Origin of the sequence: Anaerofustis butyriciformans (assembly GCF_036289385.1) — a bacterium.
Lineage (GTDB): Bacteria > Bacillota > Clostridia > Eubacteriales > Anaerofustaceae > Anaerofustis > Anaerofustis butyriciformans.
The window spans coordinates 296100-322125 of sequence record NZ_JAYFFH010000002.1; the positions used below are offsets into that span (position 1 = coordinate 296100).

General features: G+C 29.3%; 29 protein-coding genes and 1 tRNA gene. 15 read left to right on the forward strand and 15 right to left on the reverse strand.

Features of this window, described 5'->3' with window-relative positions; genetic code table 11:
• Nucleotides 1-18 precede the first annotated feature (18 nt).
• Nucleotides 19-414: a rhodanese-like domain-containing protein gene (locus tag V2W16_RS04905; RefSeq protein WP_329382445.1), complete on the reverse strand. Its 396-nt coding sequence runs from the start codon at nucleotides 412-414 to the stop codon at nucleotides 19-21.
• Between the two features lie 165 nt (nucleotides 415-579).
• Here V2W16_RS04905 and V2W16_RS04910 point away from each other — a divergent pair, with 165 nt between their 5' ends.
• Together V2W16_RS04910 and V2W16_RS04915 are read left to right on the forward strand one after the other, a co-directional pair.
• On the forward strand, nucleotides 580-1854 hold the full coding sequence (locus tag V2W16_RS04910) for a Y-family DNA polymerase (RefSeq protein WP_329382448.1): 1275 nt from the start codon (nucleotides 580-582) through the stop codon (nucleotides 1852-1854).
• On the forward strand, nucleotides 1838-2179 hold the full coding sequence (locus tag V2W16_RS04915; protein WP_329382451.1) for a YolD-like family protein: 342 nt from the start codon (nucleotides 1838-1840) through the stop codon (nucleotides 2177-2179). The genes V2W16_RS04910 and V2W16_RS04915 overlap by 17 nt, the downstream gene beginning before the upstream one ends.
• A 35-nt stretch (nucleotides 2180-2214) precedes the next feature.
• Here V2W16_RS04915 and V2W16_RS04920 read toward each other — a convergent pair.
• The 4 genes from V2W16_RS04920 to V2W16_RS04935 all read right to left on the reverse strand — a co-directional run bounded on the left by V2W16_RS04920 (nucleotide 2215) and on the right by V2W16_RS04935 (nucleotide 4233).
• Nucleotides 2215-2290 (reverse strand) — tRNA-Thr (locus V2W16_RS04920).
• Between the two features lie 43 nt (nucleotides 2291-2333).
• Nucleotides 2334-3257 carry an alpha/beta fold hydrolase gene (locus V2W16_RS04925; RefSeq protein WP_329382454.1) on the reverse strand — a complete coding sequence of 308 codons (924 nt, stop codon included), beginning with the start codon at nucleotides 3255-3257 and terminating at the stop codon, nucleotides 2334-2336.
• Between the two features lie 151 nt (nucleotides 3258-3408).
• Nucleotides 3409-3969, reverse strand: coding sequence for an aminoacyl-tRNA hydrolase (gene pth / locus V2W16_RS04930; RefSeq protein WP_329382457.1), 561 nt, complete (start codon nucleotides 3967-3969; stop codon nucleotides 3409-3411).
• A gap of 66 nt (nucleotides 3970-4035) precedes the next feature.
• Nucleotides 4036-4233, reverse strand: coding sequence for a hypothetical protein (locus V2W16_RS04935; protein WP_329382460.1), 198 nt, complete (start codon nucleotides 4231-4233; stop codon nucleotides 4036-4038).
• A 79-nt stretch (nucleotides 4234-4312) separates the two neighbouring features.
• Between V2W16_RS04935 and V2W16_RS04940 the strand changes: the two genes are divergently transcribed.
• Nucleotides 4313-5245, forward strand: coding sequence for a M28 family peptidase (locus tag V2W16_RS04940; RefSeq protein WP_329382463.1), 933 nt, complete (start codon nucleotides 4313-4315; stop codon nucleotides 5243-5245).
• Nucleotides 5246-5259: 14 nt separating this feature from the next.
• Here the strand turns inward: V2W16_RS04940 and V2W16_RS04945 are convergent, their stop codons facing one another.
• The 8 genes from V2W16_RS04945 to rplU all read right to left on the reverse strand — a co-directional run bounded on the left by V2W16_RS04945 (nucleotide 5260) and on the right by rplU (nucleotide 9638).
• On the reverse strand, nucleotides 5260-5754 hold the full coding sequence (locus tag V2W16_RS04945; protein ID WP_138267930.1) for a YcxB family protein: 495 nt from the start codon (nucleotides 5752-5754) through the stop codon (nucleotides 5260-5262).
• Between the two features lie 84 nt (nucleotides 5755-5838).
• Nucleotides 5839-6420, reverse strand: coding sequence for a bis(5'-nucleosyl)-tetraphosphatase (symmetrical) YqeK (gene yqeK, locus V2W16_RS04950; RefSeq protein WP_138267931.1), 582 nt, complete (start codon nucleotides 6418-6420; stop codon nucleotides 5839-5841).
• Nucleotides 6421-6432: 12 nt separating this feature from the next.
• Nucleotides 6433-7029: a nicotinate-nucleotide adenylyltransferase gene (gene nadD / locus V2W16_RS04955; RefSeq protein WP_329382468.1), complete on the reverse strand. Its 597-nt coding sequence runs from the start codon at nucleotides 7027-7029 to the stop codon at nucleotides 6433-6435.
• 3 nt (nucleotides 7030-7032) lie between these two features.
• On the reverse strand, nucleotides 7033-7320 hold the full coding sequence (gene yhbY, locus V2W16_RS04960; RefSeq protein ID WP_138267933.1) for a ribosome assembly RNA-binding protein YhbY: 288 nt from the start codon (nucleotides 7318-7320) through the stop codon (nucleotides 7033-7035).
• A 10-nt stretch (nucleotides 7321-7330) separates the two neighbouring features.
• Complete coding sequence (gene obgE / locus V2W16_RS04965) at nucleotides 7331-8614, reverse strand: GTPase ObgE (protein WP_138267934.1); 1284 nt, start codon at nucleotides 8612-8614, stop codon at nucleotides 7331-7333.
• A 67-nt stretch (nucleotides 8615-8681) separates the two neighbouring features.
• Complete coding sequence (rpmA, locus tag V2W16_RS04970) at nucleotides 8682-8975, reverse strand: 50S ribosomal protein L27 (RefSeq protein WP_138267935.1); 294 nt, start codon at nucleotides 8973-8975, stop codon at nucleotides 8682-8684.
• A gap of 1 nt (nucleotide 8976) precedes the next feature.
• On the reverse strand, nucleotides 8977-9303 hold the full coding sequence (locus tag V2W16_RS04975; protein ID WP_329382472.1) for a ribosomal-processing cysteine protease Prp: 327 nt from the start codon (nucleotides 9301-9303) through the stop codon (nucleotides 8977-8979).
• The gene (gene rplU, locus V2W16_RS04980; RefSeq protein ID WP_329382475.1) at nucleotides 9303-9638 is read right to left on the reverse strand and encodes a 50S ribosomal protein L21; all 336 of its coding nucleotides are present in this window, start codon (nucleotides 9636-9638) and stop codon (nucleotides 9303-9305) included. The genes V2W16_RS04975 and rplU overlap by 1 nt, the downstream gene beginning before the upstream one ends.
• Before the next feature lie 251 nt (nucleotides 9639-9889).
• Between rplU and V2W16_RS04985 the strand changes: the two genes are divergently transcribed.
• Entirely contained in the window at nucleotides 9890-10603 is a 714-nt protein-coding gene (locus tag V2W16_RS04985) for an N-acetylmuramoyl-L-alanine amidase family protein (RefSeq protein ID WP_329382478.1), read from the forward strand.
• 22 nt (nucleotides 10604-10625) lie between these two features.
• On the opposite strand, the gene V2W16_RS04990 is transcribed toward V2W16_RS04985, so the two are convergent.
• Entirely contained in the window at nucleotides 10626-12590 is a 1965-nt protein-coding gene (locus V2W16_RS04990) for a fructose-1,6-bisphosphatase (protein ID WP_329382481.1), read from the reverse strand.
• Between the two features lie 239 nt (nucleotides 12591-12829).
• Between V2W16_RS04990 and mfd the strand changes: the two genes are divergently transcribed.
• The 11 genes from mfd to V2W16_RS05045 all read left to right on the forward strand — a co-directional run bounded on the left by mfd (nucleotide 12830) and on the right by V2W16_RS05045 (nucleotide 25343).
• Nucleotides 12830-16276, forward strand: coding sequence for a transcription-repair coupling factor (gene mfd / locus V2W16_RS04995; RefSeq protein WP_329382484.1), 3447 nt, complete (start codon nucleotides 12830-12832; stop codon nucleotides 16274-16276).
• A gap of 69 nt (nucleotides 16277-16345) precedes the next feature.
• Nucleotides 16346-17851, forward strand: coding sequence for a peptidylprolyl isomerase (locus V2W16_RS05000; RefSeq protein ID WP_329382486.1), 1506 nt, complete (start codon nucleotides 16346-16348; stop codon nucleotides 17849-17851).
• A gap of 126 nt (nucleotides 17852-17977) precedes the next feature.
• Nucleotides 17978-18355, forward strand: coding sequence for a MerR family transcriptional regulator (locus tag V2W16_RS05005; protein ID WP_329382489.1), 378 nt, complete (start codon nucleotides 17978-17980; stop codon nucleotides 18353-18355).
• Nucleotides 18356-18357: 2 nt separating this feature from the next.
• Entirely contained in the window at nucleotides 18358-19116 is a 759-nt protein-coding gene (locus V2W16_RS05010; protein WP_329382492.1) for a carboxymuconolactone decarboxylase family protein, read from the forward strand.
• 163 nt (nucleotides 19117-19279) lie between these two features.
• Complete coding sequence (locus tag V2W16_RS05015; protein WP_138267944.1) at nucleotides 19280-20083, forward strand: phosphate ABC transporter substrate-binding protein; 804 nt, start codon at nucleotides 19280-19282, stop codon at nucleotides 20081-20083.
• A gap of 75 nt (nucleotides 20084-20158) precedes the next feature.
• Nucleotides 20159-21046, forward strand: a complete 888-nt coding sequence (gene pstC, locus V2W16_RS05020; protein ID WP_138267945.1) for a phosphate ABC transporter permease subunit PstC — start codon at nucleotides 20159-20161, stop codon at nucleotides 21044-21046.
• A gap of 15 nt (nucleotides 21047-21061) precedes the next feature.
• Nucleotides 21062-21910 carry a phosphate ABC transporter permease PstA gene (gene pstA, locus V2W16_RS05025; RefSeq protein ID WP_329382498.1) on the forward strand — a complete coding sequence of 283 codons (849 nt, stop codon included), beginning with the start codon at nucleotides 21062-21064 and terminating at the stop codon, nucleotides 21908-21910.
• Between the two features lie 8 nt (nucleotides 21911-21918).
• Nucleotides 21919-22680, forward strand: a complete 762-nt coding sequence (gene pstB / locus V2W16_RS05030; RefSeq protein WP_138267947.1) for a phosphate ABC transporter ATP-binding protein PstB — start codon at nucleotides 21919-21921, stop codon at nucleotides 22678-22680.
• A gap of 42 nt (nucleotides 22681-22722) precedes the next feature.
• The gene (gene phoU / locus V2W16_RS05035; RefSeq protein WP_138267948.1) at nucleotides 22723-23397 is read left to right on the forward strand and encodes a phosphate signaling complex protein PhoU; all 675 of its coding nucleotides are present in this window, start codon (nucleotides 22723-22725) and stop codon (nucleotides 23395-23397) included.
• 18 nt (nucleotides 23398-23415) lie between these two features.
• Entirely contained in the window at nucleotides 23416-24096 is a 681-nt protein-coding gene (locus V2W16_RS05040; RefSeq protein ID WP_329382503.1) for a response regulator transcription factor, read from the forward strand.
• Nucleotides 24097-24176: 80 nt separating this feature from the next.
• Complete coding sequence (locus V2W16_RS05045; RefSeq protein WP_329382506.1) at nucleotides 24177-25343, forward strand: sensor histidine kinase; 1167 nt, start codon at nucleotides 24177-24179, stop codon at nucleotides 25341-25343.
• A 19-nt stretch (nucleotides 25344-25362) separates the two neighbouring features.
• Here the strand turns inward: V2W16_RS05045 and nth are convergent, their stop codons facing one another.
• Nucleotides 25363-26010, reverse strand: a complete 648-nt coding sequence (gene nth, locus V2W16_RS05050; protein ID WP_329382509.1) for an endonuclease III — start codon at nucleotides 26008-26010, stop codon at nucleotides 25363-25365.
• Nucleotides 26011-26026 lie beyond the last annotated feature (16 nt).

Below are 26026 nucleotides of genomic sequence, written 5' to 3' on the forward strand. Positions count from 1 at the left end.
ATTATTCCTCTTTTTTATTTATTTTGTTACTGTTTCATATGGCCAGTTCATAATTCCGCCCATATCATATACGTTTTTGTATCCTATGTTTATAAGTTTCATTGCGGCTTTTTTACTTCTTGCACCGCTTCTACAGTATACGATTATTTTTTGATTTAAGTTACTAACTTCTTTTAATTTTTCATTTCCTATGGTTTCGTTTGGAATTAATACAGCGTTTTTAATATGAGATGTATTATATTCATCTTCTGTTCTTACGTCAATTGTGATTACATCTTCTTTTTCCATCATTTCTTTTGCTTCATCTACAGTAATTTTATTATAGTTTGATGTAGGTTCTTCTTTTGTAGTAAGAAATTTAAAACTTATAAATAATAAAAGTGTAATAAGTAATATAACGATAATAGTTTTCATTGTTTTCTCCTTATATATTTTGTATAGCAAATATTATCACAAATTAAATTCTTTTTAAATAAAAAAATATAATTAATGGAAAAATTTTCGTATTGAATAAAATATAAAAAAGTAATATAATTTATTAGAACATATGTTTCAAATAAATGTTTGATAGGTGATGTTATGAAAAGTAACAGAATATATATGTGCATAGATTTAAAATCCTTTTATGCATCGGTGGAATGCAGACAGCGGGGACTTGATCCAATGACTACAAATTTAGTGGTTGCAGATCCTAAAAGGAGTCAAAAAACAATTTGTCTTGCGGTATCTCCGGCAATGAAAAAGCTGGGCGTTCCCGGAAGATGCAGATTATTTGAAATACCAAAACACATAAATTATATAATAGCTCCTCCGCAAATGAAATTGTATATAGACGTTTCTGCGGATATTTACGGAATATATTTAAAGTATATTTCAAAAGATGATATACACGTTTATAGTATTGATGAAGTTTTTATGGATGTAAGTGATTATTTATATATGTATAAAATGAATGCAAAAGAGCTTGCAAAAGAAATTATGAAAGATATTTATGATACTACCGGTATAAGTTCTGCTTGTGGGATTGGAAGTAATTTATATTTAGCTAAAGTAGCTCTTGATATTATGGCTAAAAGAACAGATGATAACATAGGCGTTTTAAACGAAAAAATGTATAGAAAAATGTTATGGGATCATAGGCCAATAACGGATTTTTGGAGAGTTGGAAGAGGTATTGCAAACAGGCTTGAAAAAATAGGGGTTAAAACCATGAAAGATTTGGCTAAGACAGATGAAAATATGCTTTATAAAATATTTGGCATAGATGCGGAGCTTTTGATTGATCATGCATGGGGAAGAGAAAGCGTTACAATGCAAGATATAAAGAAATATAAACCTAAAGCTACCTCAGTAGGAAACGGACAAGTCCTTGGAAAAGACTGCGATGTTAAAACGGGAAAAATTATAGTAATGGAAATGGTGGATTCTTTATGTCTTGACCTTACAAGAAAAAATCTTGTTTGCAGCTGTATTACTCTTCATGTTAGATATAACAAAAAATACTTTAAAAAATATTCACATGGAACAGTAAACATACCCACTTTAACCAACTCTTCAAAAACAATAAGTTCTTATTTATCAAAGTTATATGATGAAATTGTCTTAAAAGATGCGTTAATTCATAGGTTTTATATAACATTTAACAATGTTACCAATAATGATATTTATCAGTATAATTTGTTTGATAATATAGAAGAAAATAAAAAGGAAGAAGTTCTTCAAAAAACGATTATAAATATAAAAGATAAATATGGAAAAAACTCTCTTTTAAAAGGAATGAGCTTAAAAGAAGGTGCTACGGCAAGGGAGAGAAATATGCAAATCGGAGGGCATAGAAGTGGAGAGTCAAAATAGAATAAAGATGAAAAGAGAAGATAGGGCAAAGCAGTTTATGCCTTTTAAAGCATTAAAAGGATATGATGAGGCACTTAGAATAAAAGAAAAAGTTAAAGTTGAAAAAAAGGAATTTTCAAGAGAATATGAAGAGGTGCTTGATTACAAATTAAGACAGTTAAAAAGAAATGATATTGTTAAGATTATATACTATTTTAAGGGAGAATATATCGAAAAAACGGGAAAGGTAAGTAAAATAGATACTGTTTCAAGATGTTTATATATAACAAATGATAAAATTTTATTTGATAATATATATGATATAGACATAAAAAAAGATAAATAAAAAAAGTGCATTTTAATGCACTTAAATTTTAAAGGTGGAGCTACTAACGGGACTTGAACCCGTGACCTCTTCCTTACCAAGGAAGTGCTCTACCTCCTGAGCCATAGTAGCACTAACAGTTCATATGATATCATGATTTAATATATTTGTAAATTTATTTTACTATATTTTTTTCAATAAATTCTAAAATGTCTTTGTACACTTCGTGTTTGTTTTTTTCGTTTAAAATTTCATGGCGCATGCCAAAATATAAAATATGTTTTATATCTTTATAGCCTGCTTCTTTTAAGAAGTTTATGCTATTATGGAAATCACGATCTTCACCTATAACAGGGTCGTCTTCTCCTGCAATAAATAAAATTGGTAAATTCTCATTTTTTACTTCATATTTTTCTTTTTTAAAGGCATTTTCTATTAATTTAAACAAATTTCTAAATCCGTTTAATGTAAAAACGTATCCGCAAAGAGAGTCTTTATTGTATTTTTGAACTTCTTTAACATCGCTGTTTAACCATTTGTTTTTTAGGCTTTCTTCAAACTTATCGTTGAAAGAACCAAAAACAATCATATTTAATAAGTTGCTTCTATGATGTTTTCCTTTTAATTTTTCAAGATAATCAACTATCTTTATTCCAAGCGCTGCAGCTTTATTTTCAAAAGGCGCTCCGCATAAAATAAGACCGTCGATTTCATCGTCGTATTTTTGTATATAATTTCTTGCAGCCAAAGTACCCATACTATGTGCAAATATAAAATATGGGACGTTTGGATATTCTTCTTTCATTTTTTTTGTTACGGCATACATATCTTCGACTATCATTTCACCTGTTTCATCATAAAAATACCCCAGATCCTCTTTTGTTTCAACACTTTCACCGTGTCCTCTGTGGTCATTTATTATGCATGCAATACCGTTATTTGCAAGATATTCCATAAAAGGATAATATCTTTCTTTATGTTCTGCCATACCATGAGCAATTTGAATAACTGCTTTTGCATTTTCTTTTGGTGCTTTTATATAACATGAAAGTTGAAGTTTTTCATCAGATGAATTTATTGAAAATAATTGTTCTTTCATTTTAAATTACCTCTGTGTAAATTTTAAAATTGAATTAAGCCGATTTATATAAATATTATATCACAAAAGATAGGATTAAATATAATCATGTCATTTTATTTATATAAATTTAATAATTTATAAAAAAAGTAAAAGAAGATATATTCCTCTTTTACCTTTTGTTATACATATTCATTGCTTTGTCAAGATCTTTGTCAAGGGCAGTATAGATTGCTTTTGACGTAGTTTTTACAAGTTCTCTTATTATAGGAAGTTCTTCTTCGCTAAATCTTCCAAGAACATAATTTACAAGATCACCATGTTCAGGGCTACCAACTCCAAGGCGAAATCTTGGGAAGTTTTTTGTAGCGATTTCTTTTATTATTGATTTCATTCCGTTATGGGTTCCTGCTCCGCCGTTTTTTCTTATTCTAAGTTTTCCTTTTGGAAGTTCTATATCATCATAAATTATAAAAATATTTTCTTCAGGAATTTTAAAATAATCTTTAAACAGTTTTACGCTTTCACCGCTTAAATTCATGTAAGTTCTCGGTTTTACCAAAAATACATCTTCTCCGGCAATTTTACCTTTGCCAAAATCTGCCTTGAATTTTGTTTTGTTTATTTTTATATCGTATTCTTCACTTAAATAATCTATTGTTTCAAATCCTATATTGTGTCTTGTAAGATTATATTCGTTTCCTATATTGCCAAGTCCCACTATTAAGTACATTTCTTTCTCCTTAAGTATAAAATAGCTTATTTATTATATCATTTATTTTTAAATTTCAATAAGATTTTATTCATTTATTTTATCAACAATCGCTTTTGATACCATTTGCACCATATTTGTCATTGATGTTATAGCCATTATTGCAACCATGCTCACATCTTCAATAGTTTTTTCATTAGGCTTAAGGGATATATTTTCTTTCTCTTTTTCATTTTTGTTAAGTATATCTTTACTGTAAGGGACATATTCGTTAAAAAATTCCATTTATCCTCCTTAATTAATTTATATATTTTATTTGAAAATTATGGTATATTAAAATAAATATTAAATTAAAGAGGCAATTATGAACAGTTTAATAAAAACTATACTGGATAAATATCAAGTAAGAAAATCATATAAAGATAAAAGCAAATTTATAGAATTATTAACTGAATATTTTAATAATAACAATATTAAATATGATATTGAAGAATATAATGACTTTTTTAAGACAAGAAATATTGTAGTGGGTGATATAAATGAAGCGGACACAGTATTTACCGCTCATTATGATACGTGTGCAAGAATGATTTTCCCTAATTTTATTACCCCAAAGAATCTATTTATATATGCTATTTATTCAATTATTTTAGCTTTTTTTCTTATATTTACGGCTTTAATAGTAAAATTTGCTTTATTGATATTTACTAAAAGTGAGATTATAGGAAATATAGGTTATTTTTTAACAATATTATTAGATTTATATTTAATGATGTTTGGTTTTAAAAACAAACATACTGTAAATGACAATACTTCAGGAGTTGTAACTTTACTTAATATAATGGATAAACTTAGCAGTGAAGAAATAAATAAGTCTGCTTTTGTGTTTTTCGATAACGAAGAAATAGGACTCGTAGGTGCATTCAAATTCAAAAATAAACATAAAGATATTATAGATAATAAAGTTATTATAAATTTTGATTGTGTTAGTGACGGAGATAATATGCTTTTTGTTACAAAGGAATTGACTATGCATAGTGATATTTATAAAAAAATGCAAAATATCATAGAAAGAGTAAAGCATAAATACAATAAAGGGGTACTTTTAGAAAACAGTAAAAATACATTTTATCCTTCAGACCAAATGGTGTTTAAAAATGCTATTGGTGTTGCAGGGCTTAAGAAGAATAAAATACTTGGATATTATCTTGATAAAATACACACAAATAAAGATATAGTATTTAAAAAAGAAAACATAGATTTATTGACTGATATTATGGTTGAGTTAAAAAAATAAAGCCTTTTACGGCTTTATTTTTTTATTATATTTGAATTTAGAATTTCAATGCATTCATCTGCACTTCCCTTTATAAAGCTATCCTTTTTTAAAGGTATTGTCATTTTACCTTGTAAAAATACAACAATAAAGTTATCAGTTTCATCAAAGCCTTTAACGCTTTCAAATGGGACAGATCTTTCTGTTTTGTCAGATTTCATAGTTATTTTATCGTTTATGGTAATGTTAAATATAGGGTACTCTTCTTTATTTAAAAGTAAAGCCCTTTCTTTTTCTGCTTTAATATTCTTTCTCATGGCAAATTTACCTGAAAGAAAACTTACTATAGATAGTAGTACTGCAACAACGCCAAGTGAATTTTTAAAGGCAATAAAATATGCTGTGCCTATAATAAGTAAAATAAAAGATGAAATATAAAGTTTCTTAAATTCTTTTTTACACCAAAAAGCCATTACTTCGTTTATTGCATTTTCATCATACACAAATTCATTTATTACTTCTTTGTTCATTTTTTTACCCTCTGTTTTTATTTATGTATATTATACACTATACTTTATGTAGAAATAAAAAAATTACCTTTAAAAAAGGTAATTTTATTTATTTTTTATTTCTTTTTCCATTACAAGATAATTTCTTGCATTTACTGTATTTGGATGAAGTAATTTCCCGCTTTTTAGAATTGAAAGAATTGTTCTGTTAAGGCTCATTACAATGGCTTTGTCAATATTTTGATATGCCATTTCTCTTACTTCTTCAACGCCTTCATATGTTCTTGTTTCTTCTATAACATCGGCAAGAAAAACTATTTTTTGAAGCATAGTCATGTTTTCTTTTCCCGTTGTATGATATTCTATGGCACTTAATACATCTTCATCCGTTATGTTAAACTTGAATTTTGCAACTATTCTTCCTGCTTTTCCATGTAACAATGCGGTATTTACTCTTTCGATTTCATCTATTTTAAAATATTGTTTTTTTAAGATATCAATCATTGCATCAGGATCCATATTTTTCGCACAGTCATGAAGAAGAGCCGCAAGGGAAGCCTTTTCTGTATCATATCCATAGTTTTTAGCAAGTTTTACTGCTTCTCTTTGTGTTGCAAGGGTGTGAATATATCTGTCTTCTTTTAGCATTTTCTTTAATTCATGTTTGATGTTTGTGTATTCTTTCATGTTACTCTTCCTCTAATCGTTATAATATAAATTATTCTCTATTATATATTGTGCCACTTTTTCAGGAATTTTTAAAGAGTTATTTTTTAAAATATTCTTTCTTATTTCACTGGAAGATAAATCTATAAGGTTAAAGTTTTCTAAAAGGGTTATTTTTGCATTGTATTCTTTATTTAAAAGATCTGTTTTTTCTTTAAGCTCTTCTTTTCTATAAGGTGGTCTGTTGGCTATTATGAAATTTACTTCTTTTAAAAGAGTTTCATAATCTTTCCATTTGTGTATTTCAAACACTAAATCAGCTCCGCCTATAAAAAATAAGTCATTGTATTTATCTTTTAAATAAGATACCGTATCAATTGTGTAACTTACCCCTTTTTTGTCTATTTCATAAGTATCTATTTCAAAAAAAGGGTATTCTTCTATTGCAAGTTCAACCATTTTAAGTCTTTGCATTGTTGAAACTTTGCTTTTATTTTCTTTTATTGGATTGATGTTTGTTGGTATAAATAATACTTTATCAAGAGAAAACTCTTTCTTTGCCGATAAAGCGAGCTTTATATGCCCGTTATGTATCGGGTTAAAGCTTCCTCCTAAAAACCCGACTTTCATTAATTATAATACCTCATATTTGTTTTTGTCAGGATTTCTTTTATAAAGTATAAAAGTATTTCCTATTGTTGTAACAACTTGACTGTTTGTTTTATCTGCTAAATAATTAGCTACTTCTCTTACATCTTCAAGTGAATTTTGTTGGATTTTTCCCTTTATAAGTTCTCTGGCTTTTAATGCGTCTTTTACTTGAGTTACTATATTGTCGCTCATTCCGTCTTTGCCTATGTGAATTATAGGCTGCATTTTACTGGCTTCTTTTCTTAAATAACTTCTTTCTTTGCTGTTCATTTTTTACTTCCTATTTATAATATTCAAATTCAAAACCTTCTATGTTTACTATATCACCGTCTTTAATACCCATTTTTTCCATTTCTTCAAAGATTCCTTTGTTTTTAAGAACTCTTTGGAAATACATACTTGATTCATAATCTTCAAGGTTTACGGATTTTATAAGACGTCTCATCATTTTTCCTTCAACATAATATACGTTATCTTCAACTTCAATTTCGTATTCTTTTTCTGCTTTTGGTGCGTAGATTACTTTTTCTTCGGTTGTAAAGAATAAAGGTGTTTTTGGTGTTTCAGGCAGTAATTCAACTATACAGTCCATTATTTTATCAAGACCGTCATTCATTGCTGCACTGGAATTAAATACCTTATATCCTTTGTCTTCAAAGTATTTTGTAAGTTCATTTATTTTTTCTTCTTTTTCGTCAGGATTAATTAAATCTGTTTTGTTAAGAACTACAATTTGAGGTCTTTCCTTTAATTTTTCAGAGTATAGGGAAAGTTCGTTGTTAATTATATCAAAATCTTTTTTAGGGTCTCTTCCTTCTATTGATGATGCGTCAAGAACATGAACAAGAAGTCTTGTTCTTTCAACATGTCTTAAGAATTGGTGACCAAGTCCTTGTCCATCACTTGCTCCTTCGATAAGTCCCGGAATATCAGCAAGAACGAATTCTTCGCTGTTTTTATATTTTACTATTCCAAGATTTGGTGAAAGAGTTGTAAAGTGATAATTTGCAATTTTGGGAGTTGCATTTGTTACCATTGAAAGTATTGTAGATTTTCCTACATTAGGGAAACCTATTAAACCAACATCGGCAATTGTTTTAAGCTCTAATATAAGCTCTTTTTCTTCTGCTTCGTCTCCCGGTTTTGCAAATTTAGGAGATTGTCTGGTTGAAGTTGCAAAATGTTGATTACCTCTTCCTCCTCTGCCTCCTTTTAAAACCGTAACTTCTTGGTGATTTTCTACCATATCACAAATAAGCTGACCGGTTTCGCTGTCAAAAATAACTGTCCCTACGGGAACTTCAATTCTAATGTCGCTGCCGTCTTTACCGCTCATGTTGCTTCTGCTTCCGTTTTCACCTGCTTGAGCTGCGAACTTTCTTTTGTATCTAAATGCTTCAAGTGTATTTAAGGCATTATTAGCAACAAAAATAACGTCTCCGCCTTTTCCTCCGTCTCCGCCTGAAGGACCGCCGTTTGGAACGTATTTTTCTCTTCTGAAAGCTACAGCACCGTCTCCGCCTTTTCCGCTTTTAACATTAATTTTTACTTTATCTACAAACATAATTTATTCCTCTATAAAAAAATTAAACTCCACACCTTTTAGTATGGAGTTTATTAATTAAATTATTCTATTGAGCTTTTGGATAAACACTAACTTGTTTTCTTGTTTTGCCTTTTCTTTCGAATTTAACAACTCCGTCAGCTTTAGCAAATAATGTATCGTCTCCGCCGATTCCAACGTTTACTCCAGGATAAATTCTAGTTCCTCTTTGTCTTACTAAAATGTTACCTGCTAATACATATTGGCCGTCGCCTTTTTTTGTTCCAAGTCTTTTTGATTCACTATCTCTACCATTCTTTGTACTACCCATCCCTTTTTTGTGAGCGAATAGTTGTAAGTTATCTAAATTAAATTTAATCATTTTATTCCTCCATGATATTTACTTTTACAAACTCAGGGTTTTCTTCGCTAAGACTTTCTACAGATAGTAAAAATGTCTTTGTCAAAACATCAGTTTTTATTTTCTTTTCTTGATTTGCTTCATTTATTTTAACAAGAGAATAACCTTCTTCTACTTTAACATCAATATCAGCTTTTATATATTCGCTTAATCCGTTTATTAAAGCTATTAACAAGGTTGATACACTGCAACAAATCAAGTCATAACCTTTTTCGCCGCTTCCGGCATGTCCCTTAAGTTCAATTTGTTTTATAAAATTCGATTTAATATTAATGTCGATATTAATCATTATTCAGCTTTATCTTCAGCTTTTACTAAACCTGTAATTTCAACTTTTGTGTATGGTTGACGATGTCCTTGTTTTCTTCTGTAGTCTTTTTTAGCTTTGTATTTATATACAATAACTTTTTCGCTTTTTCCTTGTTCAAGGATTTTTCCTTCTACTTTGTAGCCTTCTACTACAGGAGTTCCAACAAGAATATTTGAATCTTCATTTACCATTAATACTTCATCAAAAGTTACTTTCTTTTGATTTTTTCTTTTTGGAACAATTTTTTCAACGTTTATAACGTCACCTTTTTGAACACGATATTGTTTACCGCCAGTTTTAATAATTGCATACATATCTTTCTACCTCCACTATCCTGTCTCGCCGTCTAAGGTGTGAAAATCAACTTCTTTTTACCTTTGTCAGTGCGGATACATGCTTATTTAGTATATCATAGGGTTATTTTGCTGTCAACAAAATAAAATATTTTTATGACAAAATTAAAATAAAATTTTTTTATTTAACATAAAAATTATTTTAAACAAAAATTATTTATATATTCATATTAAAACATAAGCAAAAGTATATATAACTAAGGAGGAATTTTATGAAAAAATATGTATATATTGCTCTTTTTGCTGTTATATTGATTGCTTTTATGTTTGGAATATGCTGCTACCTTCTTGTTACAGCTTCTTATGTTGATAATTCACTTTATATATTGGAAGGTAAAACCATTTGTATAGATGCAGGGCATGGGGGAAAAGACCCTGGGAAAGTGGGAAATATAAAAAATGAAGATGATCTCAATCTTGAAGTAACTTTAAAATTAAAAGATATTCTTATGAGTATGGGAGCAAATGTTGTTTTAACTAGAGATAGTGAAAACGGGCTTTATGAAGACGGAAGTCTTGTTTGGAGAAAAAAAGATGATATGAAAATAAGAAGAGAAATAATAAAAGAATCAAACTGCGATATATTAATAAGCATACATATGAACTCTCATACTGATAACAGCAGAGGTGCGGGAGTTTTATACTTAAAAGACCATGAAAAAAGTGAACTTCTTGCAAAAAGAATAAAAGAACAATTGGATAATACATCAAAATATTCAAAAGAAAGAAATATAGAGCCTCATGATGATTTATATATATTAAAAAACGATAATATACCAAGTGTACTTATAGAATGTGGATTTATGAGTGAAGCAAACGAAGAAAAGCTTCTTAATGATGAAGAATATCAAAAGCAGCTTTCTAATTATATAGCTCTTGGAGTAGTAAAATATTTTTATAACAATGATTTTACTCATAATAAATAAAACAGTTGTAAAAACAACTGTTTTATTGTGATTTTATTATACCTTTTAAATATGCATTAAGAAGCATTTCAAGATAATATATTTCTTTGTTTATTTCTTTTGCTTTATCCGTATCTTTTACAAGAATTCTTTTATTGTTGTCATATAAAAATCTTTGTTCACTTTTTATATCTATTTCATTTTTTACCGCATAATCAATATTTTCAAAAGGGTGATGGGCTATTAAATTCATTCCGTAAGAATTGTAAGTTAATGTAAAACCTGCAATACCCGTTACGCTTCTATATGCTTTTGAGTATCCTCCATCAATTAAAAGAAGTTTCCCGTCTGCTTTTATAGGGCTTTGACCTTCTTTTAATTTAATGGGAACATGACCGTTTATTATTTTTGAATTTTCATCATTAAGAGAAAACTCTGCAAGTATTTCTCTTGCAACTTCTTTATTTGCTGCTTTTGTAAAATATGCAAGATATTTTTCTTTGTGAGTTTCCTTGTCATCTATAAAATACCTTTCAAAGGTTGCCATTTTGCTTTTTCCAAAAAGAGGAGAGTTTGGAGAGCACCATAAATACCAGAAGTATGATTTGTCGCTTTGCTCGCTGTTTGCAATACTCCTTAAATGAAGTTCCATTTTATCTAACAGTTCTTTTCCTTTATAATATTCTTCACAAACTTTTACTTCTTTAAATGTTCCGTATTCGTTTAGGGGTATACATCCGTGGAAAAGAAGATTTCCGTTGTAAACTAGGTACATGCTTCCTTTTGTAAATAACGTATCTACGTGTTCACTTAGTTTTTCACTTGATATAAAACTTTGTTTTAAAGATTTTATTATTTTTTCTTCTTCTTCTGTAAGTTTTGTAGGGTTATTTTTATCTATTGTAGGAAAATCTTTTGTGTTAAGTTCATATTCCTTTTCATCTATTAGGATTGTTCCTTTTTCAAAATCACATTTTGAAAGTAAATCTCTGTTATCCATATTATATTCAGGGTGATTTTTTATTACTTGGCTTTCGAGTTTAAATTGAATAACGGCTATTGCTTTTTGCATTTTAGCAAGAATTATTTCATCTATATCGGGATTTTCATCGCTTAGCCTTGGAAGAAAGTTTTTTAAATCTTCTTTTGTTGAGTTTTTATATGTTTTTTGAGCGAATAAGGATAACATTAAAATGCCTATTCCATAACCATCCCTTAAGGTTTCGATGTTTCCGTATCTTAAACATATTCTTATTACGTTTGCTATGCAGGCTTCATCTCCATAATTAGCACCCATCCATACTATATCATGGTTGCCCCACTGAATATCAACGCTGTGGTGATTTGCTATAATATCCATCGCCTTATGTGCACCTTTACCCCTGTCATATATATCTCCTATAATATGAAGATGGTCAAGGTTTATTTTTCTTATGGCTCTGCATATTTTTATTATGAAGTCATCGCTTGCTTTTGTATCTATTATTGTGTCTAAAATATTTTCAAAGTATAATGTTCTCTTTTCGTCTTTATTGTTTACATACAAAAGTTCTTCTATGATATTTACATAATTTTTATCTAAAACATTTCTTATTTGTTCTTTTGTTGCTTTTGCCGATACGGTAGAAAGAATTTCAATAAGATATTTTAAAGTTTGTTTATACCAGCTTTTATGGGTTTTGTTCTCTTCGTGAAGAAGTTTTAATTTTTTATGAGGGTAATAAATAAGCGTTGTAATTGTTCTTATTTCATCTTCGCTGGCTATACTTCCTATGGTTTCTTTAACTTTTCTTTTTATACTTCCTGAACAGTTCCTAAGTACATGTTCAAATGCTTCGTTTTCTCCGTGTATATCGGTAATGAAGTGTTCCGTTCCCTTTGGAAGATTAAGAGAAGAGTTTAGCTCTATTATTCTTGCTCTTACATGAGAAGGGTTTTGATACTGTTTAGAAAACAAATTTAGGTAGTCAATATTATCATATATTTCTTTTGTGTTAAATTTTCTCATTTTTTTACCATCCTTTGTATTATAATACTATAATGCTTTGGTTTTATAAATAATAATGATATAAAGTTTTTTTTAATATGTATGAGAAGTAAATTAAAAAAGAATAAAAATATTTAAAAAATACAATTAATTTGATATGTTTATTATTTGGAAATATGATATATTTTAAAATGCAATTTTTTAATTATGTTATAATAATATATAATTTATGCGTTTAGTAAAACATTAAGAGGGTATTTATGTTTGGTACGATATTTAACGAAACAAAATTAGGTGAAAGAATAAAATTTGATGATAAAAAAGGAAGCATATTTGTTCATGGCGTAAGTGCGAATTTAAAAAATATGCTTAGTTTGTATACTTATGAAAAAGAAAACAATCCTATAATATATATTTTAAAAGATGATTTGGCGGCAAAGGAAGTATATAAAGAACTTATAGATATTAAAGGTGAAGACGATATTTTATATTATCCACAAAAACCCATAACCCATGAATTTATAGATGCACATTCAATGGAACTTACAAATAAAAGAGTAAGTGTAATAAAAAATGCATTAATGGATGAGAAAAAGATTATTGTAACATCTATAAATGCAATATGTGAAAAGGGTGTATTTTTTACTAAAGAAGATATTATTACAAAAAAGGTAGAAGATATATGGGATATAGATGATTTTATAAAAACTCTTGAGTATTTTGGGTATGAAAGAGAATACGAAGTAAGCGGACAAGGTGTATATAGCGTAAAAGGCGGAATCGTTGATGTGTTCGTTATGGGGGAAGAAAAACCTGTAAGAATAGAGTTTTTTGATGATGAAATAGATTCAATAAGAACATTTGATACTGTAACCGGTAAAAGTATTGATATGCTTGAAAGTTTTACTTTAGTTCCCGCAAAAACAAGTATTTTAAATTTTGAGAAATTAAACGGACTTAATAAAAAAGCAAGAGGAAAATTAGAAAAAGATATCGCAAAGAATACGGACGAAGAAATAGACAAAAATTACAGAGAACTTTATGAAAAAATAAAAGATAATACAAATTCTACAACCAAGTATGTTTTCTATGCCTTAAAAGAATTAAAGTCTATTTTAGATTTATTTACAGATCCTATAATTATTTTTGATGATTATAGTCTACTAAAGAAAAGCTACAATTCTTTTTACAAAAAAAACAAAGAAGAATTAAAAGACCTTTATGAACATGGAAAAATTCTTAATAATCAGGTAAACAATCATTTTACTTTTTCACATGTAGAGGAAATATTTATAAGGAATAATTCCATGATTTATTTTGATTTGTCTATGACATCAAATAATCTTTTCTGCAAAGATATAATAGAAATAAAATCTGCAGACAATATCAATTATGTAAAAAACATTCATTTTTTAATAGATAGTATAGTTTCTTTCCTAAAAGATGATTACAAAGTTTTAATAACATATAGAAATGAAAAAGAGAAAAAGAACTTAAGCGAGTTTTTGGATAATTACAAATTAACTTACAGCGAAAATATTGCAAAAGGAAGAATTGCTTTTGTAAAGGAAAATATAAAGTACGGTGTAAATATATTAAGTGAAAAAATGTTTATTCTTTCTTATAATGATATTTTAAAGAAGAAAGAAACAAAAAAAACAGTAAAAAAATCTGATAAAAAGAAAGAGAAAGCATTTTTCAGCGAGATATCAAAAGGGGACTATGTAGTTCATGAAACATATGGTATAGGTAGATATCTTGGTATGGTAAACATGGAAGCCGGAGGATTATATAACGACTATTTGGAGATAGAATTTGCGGGAAGTGACAAACTTTATGTAATTGCAAATAAGATGCATCTTGTAAGTAAATATATAGGAAGTGACGATGCACCTCCAAAGCTTAACAAATTAGGTTCTCAGGTTTGGGAAAATACAAAAGCCAGAACGAAAAAGGCTGTAAAAGAGCTTGCCAAAGAATATATAACCCTTTATGCAAAAAGAAGAGAAATAAAAGGATATGCTTTCTCTTCCGATACTCCTTGGCAAAAAGAATTTGAAGATAGTTTTGGATATGAGCTTACTGAGGATCAGGAAAGATGTGTAAGGGAAGTAAAGGAAGACATGGAAAAACCTTATCCTATGGACAGGCTTGTATGTGGAGATGTAGGTTTTGGGAAAACCGAAGTTGCTATGCGAGCAGTTTTTAAAGCCTGCATGGATTCAAAACAATGTGCTGTTTTGGTTCCAACGACAATCCTTGCAATGCAGCATTACGATACTTTCGTTGAAAGGTTTAAAGATTTTCCCGTAACTATAGAAATGCTATCAAGATTTAAAACAAAAAAAGAGCAAGATAAGATAATAGATAAATTAAAAAGAGGAAAAGTGGATATTGTAATAGGAACTCATAAACTGCTTTCCGACAGTATTCAGTTTAAAGATTTGGGGCTTCTTGTTGTAGACGAAGAACAGAGGTTTGGAGTTGCTCATAAGGATAAACTTAAACTTTTAAAAGAAAATGTAGATACTCTTACTTTATCAGCAACACCTATTCCAAGAACTTTAAATATGTCTTTAATAGGTATAAGGGATTTATCTACAATAGAAAAACCCCCAAAAGAAAGAGAAGAAACAGAAACATATGTACTTGAGTATGATGATTATATAATCAAGGAAGCTATAAACAGAGAGCTTAGAAGAGATGGACAAGTATTCTTTGTTTATAATTCAGTAAAGAATGCTGAAAGTACTTGTTCTTATTTAAGGAAATTAATTCCAGGGTTAAAAGTTGAATTTGCAAATGGTCAGATGCCTGAAAGAGAGCTTGAAAAGACTATGTTTCGTTTCTTAAATAAAGAGTTTGATGTGCTTGTATGTACGGCAATAGTTGAAAATGGACTTAACATATTAAATGCAAATACTATGATAATAAAAGACGGTAATAATCTTGGACTTTCTCAGTTGTATCAGCTTAGAGGAAGAGTAGGAAGAAGCAATAAAAATGCTTATTGTTATATAACATATGAAAAAAACAGGGCATTAAACGAAACTGCCGTAAAAAGACTTAAAGCAATAAATGAATTTACAAAATTTGGTTCAGGATTCCAAATTGCCATAAGAGATTTACAGATAAGAGGTGCCGGTAATCTTTTAGGTGCAAATCAAAGCGGGCATTTTTCTTCGGTTGGATATGAACTTTATACAAAAATGCTTTCAGAGGCTTTAAAAGAAAGCAAAGGGGAAGTATCCAAAAAAGAAGTAGAAACAAGTATAAATATGAAAGTAGATGCTTATATAGGAAAGAATTATATTGAAGATGAAATGCAAAGAATTCTTACTTATAAAGAAATAGCGGGCGTTGAAACAGAATCTGACAAAGAAGACCTTATTGATCATTTAATAGATGTGTATGGAGATATTCCATCTGCAACAATGAACCTTATTAATATATCCCTTCTTAGAAATAAAGCATCTATGAAAAATATATTAAGCATTAACGTAAATGAGCAAAATAGAGAGATATATTTTGATTTTGATAAAGATACTGAAATCAATATAGATATAGTAAATAATCTATATGAAACCTTTAAGGGCAAATTTATAAAGAATACAAAATTTATAAGAATATGTTTCCCTTATAAAAAGACTAGAAATGTTCATATAAATATCATGAAGCTTATAGATAAAATAATTGATAATCTATGATGGATTGTGTATAATTTATAAGATTAATCATTATTAATATAAAAGTTTATGTAACAGAAAGGAAATGTTATGAAAATTATAAATAAAGTTGTTTGTATTGCTGTATCACTGCTTTTTGTATTATCTGTATGTGGATGTACGGTAAACGAAGAAAAACTTGCTTCAAGTGCTGTTGCAAAAGTTAATGATACGGAAATTTTAAAATCTCAAATGAATGAAATTGTTAATTTTACTGCTGTATATTATTATGCTACAACAGGACAAGATATAACGGAAGATGAAGATTCTTTTAACACCATGAAAGAAGACATTGTTAATGATATGGTTGAAAGAGAGCTTATTAAAACAGTAGCTGATAAATATGGCTATAAAGTTGATGAAAAAGAAGTTAAAGACGGTGTAGATAATTTACTAGCAGGAATTGAAGATAGTCAGTATATATCAGATGATGATTATTTAGAAGTGTTGCAAAAATACGGTTTTAAAGATGAAAAAAGTTTTAAAGAAGCCGTGACAACATATTCAGAAGCTATGACTTATACTAATGGTTTTATGGATAAATTCAGAAACGAAGTTCAAGGTAAAGGTTATGCAACTTCAACATATATGACTGTAGATGATATCGATGTACCGGCATATATTTACTATTATGTATATATTCAAAAAACAATAGAAGAAGAATATAACAGCTATATGAATTCTTATTACTCAGCTTCTGATTCTTCTGCTGAGTTGGAATCAAAAACTCCTGAAGAAATAAAAGAAGATACAGAAGAAACAATAAAAGAAAAAGCTGCTTTTTATGCTGAGGGAACAGCAAAAAAACTTCAAGTTACAGATGAAACAATTAATAATATAAAGAAACAAAATTCAACATATGATTCAATTTATGATGCAGAAACAATGGAATCTGTATATAATGCATATGGTATAACAAAAGAACAATATGATAAAGCTGCTACATGGGTAGCAACTGCTGATGCTTACAAAAATAAACTTCATGATGAAGTTTCATATGAAAAACCTACAGAAGATGATGCAAAGAAAGAATTTGAAAAAAATACAAAACAATATGACACTTCAACAGTAAGTGCAAAACATATTTTGACACAAGATAAAGATTTAGCAAAAGAAATATATGAACAAGCAACAAAAGACGGGGCAAATTTTGATGATCTAATGAGCAAATATCAAAATGATGAAAGTGTTGAACAGGCATCTGATCTTGGCGCTTTTAAATACTCTGATATGGTTGAAGATTTTTCAAAAGCAGCATTCGATGCTGAAAAAGGTGAAGTTATAGGACCTGTTAAAACAGAATATGGTTATCATATAGTTTATGTTTATGATAAAAATATCGTAGAACCTAAGTTTGAAGATTCAATGGATCAAATTCTAGTTACGCTTGATGCCGATAGAAAGGCTGAGGCGGCTTCTAAATTAGATGAAAAAATTAAAAAAGAACATAAATATGATATTTTAAGAACAGGAATAGATGAGCCATTCAATATGTTTATGGCTGATTTAAAAGAAAACAATAAGATTAAGACTTATAAATCTGTAATCAAAAAATAAAAAGAACTGCTTTGTCAGTTCTTTTTTTATAAAAGTATTGACTTAGAGTTAGCTCCAAGGTGTAAATTATATATAGGAAATACAAATTACTAAAAATTATATATTTAAAATATAGAGGTAAGGAAAATGAAAATAGCCGAAGTTAGTAAAAAAATGAATTTATCTCAAGATACGCTTAGATATTATGAGCGTATTGGGCTTATTCCACCGGTAAAAAGAAATTCTTCAGGAATAAGGGATTATAGCGAAAAAGATATTGGATGGGTAGAATTTATTAAATGTATGAGAGGGGCAGGGCTTTCAATTGAAAGTTTAATAGAGTATGTAAAATTATTTGAAGAAGGTGACAAAACTGCAAGAGCAAGAAAAGATATATTATTTGAAGAAAGAGAAAAGTTAATTGAAAGAATCAATTCAATGCAGGAAACTCTTGAAAGATTAAATAAAAAAATTGAAAGATATGAAAAATGTCTTAAAAAAGAAAAGGAACTCAGAGGTGAATAAAAATGAAAGATGACAGAATTAATTTAGCAAAAGAAAATTTAAGAAACCTTGTTTCAAACGGAAATGTTGAAAATATATTAGATTCAGAATTTGAACAAATAATGAATTATTTTATTTATGGAGAAGTGTTTGAAAGTAGTGATTTAATAGATAAAAAATTTAGAGAGCTTATTACAATAAGTGTTTTAACTGCGAATGGTTTATTTTCATCTCTTAAAGAACATATTGAATATGCCCTAAATTTAAAAGCAAGCAGTGTAGAAATAAATGAAACAATATTACAATGTTCTCCTTATATTGGTTTTGCTAAGGTCAAGGAAGCTATGAAGATTATGAAAGAAGTTTTTAAAGAAAACAATATTCATTATCCTGTAGAAAGTCAAAAGACAACAAATGAAGAGAATAGATTTGAAGAAGGATTAAAAGTTCAAAAAGAAATTTTTGGAGAAGTTATCGATCAGTTACATGAAAATGCACCAAAAAATCAAAAACATATACAAAATTATTTATCTGCGATGTGCTTTGGAGACTTTTATACAAGAAAATGCCTGAATTTGAAACAAAGAGAAATAATTACTTTAAGTTGTTTAATATCTCTTGGAGGATGTGAAAGTCAAGTTAAATCTCATATTCAAGGAAATATTAATGTAGGAAATACAAAAGAAATACTTATTGCGGTTATAACCCAGTGTCTGCCATATATAGGCTTTCCAAGAACGTTAAATGCCTTTAATTGTTTAAATGAAGTCATACCTGATTAGTAAAAAACACTTAAACTTTATATAGAGTTTAAGTGTTTTTTTATATATAAAAAATTTACAGCTTTACTTTTATTTTACATTCCTTTTACTTAAGTATGATTTCCAAAGTTTAAATATTGGTATATCATAGCACCATATTAAATAAAGAGAGGAAATGAAGAATATGAAAAAGAAATTATTAGCTGTAGGTTTAGCAGCATTATGCTTAATGGGATTTGCCGGATGCGGTTCAAGCTCTGAAGGAACTGGATCAATAACAATGGCAGGTTCTACATCAATGGAAAGCGTTGCGAAAGCATGGGGTGAAGATTACCTTGCTAAAAACGGAGTAACAATCTCAGTTCAAGGCGGAGGTTCATCAGCAGGTGTAACAAGTGTTGTTGATGGAAGCGCTCAAGTTGGTATGTTAAGTAGAGATGTTAAAGATGAAGAAAAATCAGATGATTTACAAATTACTCAAGTAGCAATCGATGGTATTGCAATCGTAGTAAATCCTGAAAATGGTGTTGAAGATTTAACATCTGCTCAAATTGCTGATATTTACACAGGAAAAATCACAAACTGGAAAGAAGTTGGCGGAGCTGACGAAGAAATCGTAGTTGTTGGCAGAGAAGCTGGTAGTGGTACAAGAGATGGTTTTGAAAGCATTCTTGGTGTTGAAGAAAAATGTAAATACAAAGCTGAACTTAACGAAACAGGTCAAGTTAAATCAACAGTTGCTTCAACAAAAGGCGCTATCGGATATATGTCTTTAGGATATGTTGATGATGAAGTTAAAGCTGTAAAAGTTGACGGTGTTGCTCCAACAGAAGCAACAGTATCAGACGGAAGCTACAAGGTTCAAAGACCATTCATCGTAGTAACAAAAACAGATGCTTCTGAAGAAGTAAAAGCATATGTTGAATATATGTTAAGTGAAGAAGGTCAAGCTATCGTTGAAAGCAGCCACTTTGTAAAAGTAAAATAATAAATTACATAAATTAAATAATTAAAACATTAATGCACCATATGGTGCATTAATGCTTATTGAAGAGGAAAATAAATGAAACTAAAAAATACATATAAACAAGATAAAATATCAAGTATATTTGAAAAAATATTTTTTGTTTGCGCAGTAGTTTCTATTATTAGTGTAGTTGTGATAAGTTTATACATGATTATTTCAGGATTCCCTGCAATAAAAGATGTAGGGCTTTTTCATTTCTTGTTTGGGACAGAATGGAATCCAACAGGAAGTAACCCAAGCTTTGGTATTTTACCGATGATACTTTCAAGTATATGTGCTACTCTTGGTGCAATAATAATAGGAGTTCCCGTGGGAGTATTAACAGCAGTATTCTTAAGTGAAGTAGCAAACAAAAAAGTTGCTAATATTATAAGACCATTTATTGAAATTCTTGCTGGTATACCTTCTGTAATTTACGGGTTTGTAGGATTAATATTGGTTGTACCTTTTATTGCTAATGTATTTAATTTATCATACGGAGCATGTTTGTTTACAGGTATGCTTGTACTTGCGATAATGATACTTCCTACAATTGTAACAATAAGTGAAGATAGTTTAAGAGCTCTTCCAAATGAATATAAAGAAGCTTCTTTAGGTCTTGGCGCAACAAAAATGCAAACAATTTTTAAAATATTAATTCCTGCTGCAAGAAGCGGTATTACAACAGGGGTTGTTCTAGGTATTGGTAGAGCGATCGGGGAAACAATGGCAGTAATCATGGTAACAGGAAACAGCGTAAATTTACCAAAATTATTCGGTTCTGTTAGACTTATGACAAGCGGTATCGTATCTGAAATGTCATATGCCGTTGGAACTCACAGAGACGCACTTTTTGCAATAGGGCTTGTATTGTTCATTTTCATTATGATAATAAACTTTGTTTTAAATATGATTTTAAATAAAGCAGATAAAAAATATGATTAAAGACAGGAGGGTAATATGAAAAATAAAAAGTTAAGAATTAGTGATACCATACTAAGAAGCTTAGTTATTTTATGTGCGGGATTTACAGCATTACTTGCCTTGTCTTTGGTTCTATATGTTTTATTTAAAGGTGCAGGCAGTATAAACTGGGAAATGCTTACAACATCTCCGAGCGAACTTAAAGGGACAGTCGGGGTTCTTCCAATGATTGTAAATACTCTTTATATGATAGTACTTACACTTATCGTATCTGTTCCAATAGGAATCGGAAGTGCAATATACCTTAATGAATATGCAAAGAAAGACAGCAAAATCGTAAGACTTGTTGAATTCACAACACAAACTCTTGCAGGTATTCCTTCAATTATTTACGGTTTGTTTGGATATATGTTCTTTTCTATATTCTGCGGTTTTGGTGTATCTATTTTATCAGGTGCCTTAACTCTTGCAATTATGGTTCTTCCTACTTTAATAAGAACTACACAAGAAGCTTTAAGCAGTGTGCCTGATATGTACAGAGAAGGTGCTCTTGGTATGGGAGCAAGAAAAATTCATTTAATAAGAACTATTTTACTTCCATGTTCAATGCCTGGTATAGTGACAGCTGTAATTTTAAGTATAGGTAAAGTTGTAGGAGAAAGTGCAGCTTTGATATTTACATCAGGTATGGGATATATGTTAACAGATGGAGTAATAAGTCATATATTTAAAAGCGGTGCAACACTTACCGTTCAACTTTATTTATATGCATCACGTGGAGAAAACTTATCAGTATGTTTTGCCCTTGCAAGTATACTTATAGTTATTGTTTTAATAATAAATGTATCAGCGAGATTGCTTTCAAAGAAATTGGAGGCTAAGTAGGAGGAAAAATGGAAAAGAGAAAAAAGATTATTACTAAAGATATGAATCTTTATTATTCAGAAAACCATGCTTTAAAAAATATAAACATGGATATTTTAGAAAATGAAGTAGTATCATTAATAGGTCCAAGTGGATGCGGTAAGTCTACATATTTAAAAAGTTTAAATAGAATGAATGATTTGGTAGATGGAGTAAAAATTACCGGGGAAATATTAATTGATAATGAAAATATATATGATAATGATATTGATGTAACATTGCTTAGAAAAAAAGTAGGTATGGTATTCCAAAAACCAAACCCATTCCCAATGAGCATATATGATAACATTGCTTATGGTCCGAGAGTTCACGGAATAAAAAATAAAAGCGAACTTGATGAAATTGTAGAAAGAAGTTTAAGAGGTGCTGCTTTATTTGATGAAGTAAAAGACAGACTCAAAAAATCTGCTTTTGGTTTATCAGGTGGTCAACAACAAAGACTTTGTATTGCCAGAGCATTGGCAGTTGAACCTGAAATTCTTCTTATGGATGAACCGACTTCAGCTTTAGACCCTATTTCTACAATGAAGATAGAGGAATTGGTATTTGACCTTAAAAAGAAATATACTGTTGTAATTGTAACTCATAATATGCAACAGGCTGCAAGAATTTCTGATAAAACAGCATTTTTCTTGCTTGGAGAATTAATTGAATACAATAAAACTTCTTCTTTGTTTGCTAATCCAAAGCATCCAAAAACAGAAGAATACATAACAGGAAGATTTGGTTGATACTTAACTATAACTTATCAAACAGGAAGGAGAAATATATAAATGAGTGCAAGAAGAAGATTTGATGAAGAACTTGGTTTATTACATAATGAGCTTATTGAAATGGGTTCTATGATTGAAAAGGCAATAAAGTCTTCATTTGAAGCAATTGAAAGTGATGATGAAGATATTGCAAGAGATATTATTGAAAATGATAAAGCAATAAATGAAATGGAAAGAAAAATCGAAGCAAGATGCCTTAAGTTGATTTTAAGGCAACAACCGGTTGCTTCTGACTTAAGGCTTATTTCAACAGCAATGAAGATGATTACCGATATGGAAAGAATCGGGGATCATGCTGCTGATATAGCATCAATCTGCATACCTGACGAAAGAGAAAAAAATCAAGAAAAATTTAAAATTGTAGATGAAAAGATTATACAAATGTCAAATATTGACCTTGAAATGGTTGCGTCAAGTATTTCAGCTTTTGTCAACGACAATTTGGAACTTGCAAAAACTACCATTAAAACGGATGCCGAAGTTGACGAGTTGTTTTATGAAGTCAGAGATGATATAATAAAAGGGCTTAAAAATGATGAAATCTCTCCGGGACTTGCAATGGATACGTTAATGCTTATTAAGTATCTTGAAAGAATAGGAGACCATGCGACAAATATTTGTGAATGGGTAATCTTCTATTTGACGGGAGAACATAAAAACAAAAAATTATTGTAATAAAGGATAGTGAAAATTATGGGAAATTATATTTATGTAGTTGAGGATGATAACAATATAAGCGAATTATTGAAATGTTCATTGGAAGCATTTAATTTTTACGTAAAAGTATACGAAAATTGTGAAGACATGATGGTTGCATTAAAGGAAGAAAAACCTAAATTGATGCTTCTTGATATTATGCTTCCAGGAATGAGCGGCATAGATGCATTAAAACTACTTAAAAACAGTAAAAAATATAAAGAAATTCCCATAATTATTCTAAGTGCAAAAAGCAGTGAAATAGACAAAGTAAATGCTTTAGAGCTTGGTGCCGATGATTATGTCACAAAACCTTTCTCTGTTTTAGAGCTTTCTTCAAGAATTAAAAGCGTGCTTAGAAGAAGTTATAAAGAAGAGGATAATATATTAAGTTATAAAGATATAACAATAGATAAAGAAAATTATTTAGTTACACATTCCGGAGAAGAAGTGGTTCTTACGAAGAAAGAATATAAAATACTTCTTTATATGTTTGAAAACGAAGGAAGGGTAGTAACCAGAGAAGAACTTTTGAACGAAGTATGGGGATATGATTTTGAAGGTGAAAGTCGTACTCTTGATATGCATATGAAAACTTTAAGAAATAAAATCGGAAGCGAAGACGATAAGTATAAGTATATAAAAACTGTTAGAGGAATAGGTTATAAATTAGGATAATGAGAAAATTTGTATTTATAAGAAGTTTTCTTGTCGGACTTATTTGTACCTTGATACTCAGTTCATCTTTTTTCTTTGTTTTGTCTAAAACTCAAGATAACGGATATCATACTACAATAGAAGCTTTTTTACATACCGTTAACGAAATATATGAATTCGGAAACGATTATGAAAAAGATGTAGAATATTTGGAAAAAATCTCTACTGACCATTACAGAGTAACTTTAATATCGCCAAACGGAACAGTTCTAGCCGATTCTACACATAAAGAATTGACTGAAAATCATAAAACCAGAGAAGAGGTTGTACAAGCTTTACAAGAAGGGGAAGGCTATTCGGTGAGGAGTTCTTCCACAATTGATGAAAGAGTTATGTATGGAGCAATTGTTCTGAAAAACGGTAATATATTAAGAGTAATGGTTCTTATGGAAACCATTTACAGTGATTTGGCCACAAAGATAGGTATTTTTGTTTTGGCAATAATAATTTCGTTTTTAATATCTTGGGTTACGGCAAAAAAATTTGCGAATGATTCGGTTAAACCTTTTGGCAGTGCCGTAGATATATATAAAAAAGAATTCTTTGCAAATGCTTCTCATGAACTTAAAACTCCTATTACATCTATAAGAGGTTTTGCTGAACTCATTTCCTCCGGGCTTATAGATGATAAAGACAAGATAATAGAATACAGTACGACAATAAAAAGAGAAGCTATAAGGATGGATACAATGGTAGAAGAAATACTTAAGTTGTCCAGTCTTGAAGATATTGATGAAAATGAAATGCCTCTTGAAAAATTGAATGTCGCTGATATTATAAAAGAAGCAGTTGAAGTTCTTGATTATAAGTTATACGAAAAGAAAATCATAACAAATGTTGATGTGCATGATGTATATATAGAAAGTGTGCATGAAGATATATTAAGAGTTTTTACAAATCTTATTGAAAACGGAATTAAGTATAATAAAGATAACGGAAAGATTTATATTTCTTTACGTAGAGTAAGAAATAAAGCCGTTATTATAATAAAAGATACAGGAATAGGAATAAAAAAAGAAGATCTCCCTCACATTTTTGAAAGATTTTATCGTGTTGATAAAAGCAGAAACAGAAAAGTTGAGGGGACAGGTCTTGGGCTTTCTATAGTTAAAAGAATAGTTATGAAGTATAAAGGTGAAATAAGTGTTAAATCCACCTATAACGTTGGTACGGAATTTACTATAAAATTTGATGCAGTAACAAAATAGACAAAGCAAAATGCTTTGTCTATTTTTTATTTTTTTGAGTTTTTTTATAAAAATCACATAAGTTTTTTAACATACATTCATTGCATTTTGGATTCCTTGCACTGCACACTTTTCTTCCATGCCATATAATCCAGTGATGTGCATCAGACCAATATTCTTTAGGGATTTTCTTCATTAAAGATTGTTCAGTCTTTAATACATCGTCACTTTTTGCAAGTCCTAATCTGTTAGATACTCTTTGAACGTGAGTATCAACAGCGATTGCAGGAATACCAAAAGCATTGGACATTACAACATTTGCTGTTTTTCTGCCAACTCCATTTAATTTTATAAGTTCTTCCATTGTGCTTGGAACTTCTTCATTGTATTTATCGCAAAGAGTAAAGCAAGTTTTCATTATGTTTTTTGCTTTTGTGTTTGAAAGACCACAACTTTTTATGTATTCATGAAGTTTCTCTTCGCCAAGTTCTAAAATTTCTCCCGGAGTGTTTGCGGTTTTAAATAATTCTTTTGTAACTATATTAACTCTTTCATCTGTGCACTGAGCAGAGAGAATTGTTGCGATTAAAAGTTCAAAAGGAGAATTGAAGTTAAGCCCGCATTTATATTCTCCGTATTCTTTACTTAATATATCTATTATTTCTAATGTTTCTTTTTTTGTTTTCATAAAAATTACCTTAACT